The 638-nt window shown below is 69.4% G+C and carries 2 protein-coding genes; both read right to left on the bottom strand.

Annotation, left to right across the window (positions count from 1 at the left end; translation table 11 throughout):
- Positions 1–363 (bottom strand): thermonuclease family protein (locus RN629_RS18300; RefSeq protein ID WP_407036499.1); only part of this gene is annotated, 363 nt, incomplete at its 3' end.
- Entirely contained in the window at positions 354–557 is a 204-nt protein-coding gene (locus tag RN629_RS18295) for a hypothetical protein (protein WP_240885974.1), read from the bottom strand. The genes RN629_RS18300 and RN629_RS18295, both read right to left, overlap by 10 nt.
- Between the last annotated feature and the right edge of the window lie 81 nt (positions 558–638).

Genomic DNA, 638 nt, shown 5'->3' with positions numbered 1-638 from the left:
GCGGATCATGGACTCGCCAAGGTCCTTGCCGTCGACCGTGACGGTGGCGACGGGGCGGCCGTATGTCTCGTCGGGGGTCAGCGTGAACGCGGCCGAGGCGTTGCGGACCTGCCGCGCGGCGAGGTCCTGCGCGGCTTTCCCGCACGCCCAGCACGCGCCGTCGCGCTGGCAGAGCTGCTTGCGCTCGAAAGCATCGACGCCGAGCAGGCGGAAGTCGACGCTTACCGTGTCGCCGTCCAGCGCCCGCGCTTCGGCATCGAAACGGGGCGCTCGCTGGTCGGCATCGCCACGGGCCGTACCGCGGCTGTCCGCTGCGCCGCACGACGCCAGGATCCCGAGCAGCAGAAGTGGGGTCAGGCGCACAGGACCATCTCCACCTCGTCGCTCCGGGTCGGCACCTCGACGGCGCGGTAGGGCTGGAGCGGATGTCCGGTCCGCACGACGCAGGCACGTCGGTTCTGGTCGAAGATCTGCGCGGCGACGCGAGCGGCGTTCTCGCGGCTGCAGAGCAGCAGGCGCTTGGTCGAGAAGATCGGGATCGAAGCGAGCTGGGTCATGGCGGATCTCATAGCCGGGGGTTGTCGCAGATGGTGAGCGTCAGGCGAAGATCGTCTTGTGGACCTTTGGCTGGGGCAAGA

Source organism: Facivitalis istanbulensis, assembly GCF_040560405.1.
In the GTDB taxonomy this organism is placed as follows: domain Bacteria; phylum Pseudomonadota; class Alphaproteobacteria; order Sphingomonadales; family Sphingomonadaceae; genus Sphingomonas; species Sphingomonas istanbulensis.
This window is presented reverse-complemented; position numbering and strand designations above follow the sequence as displayed.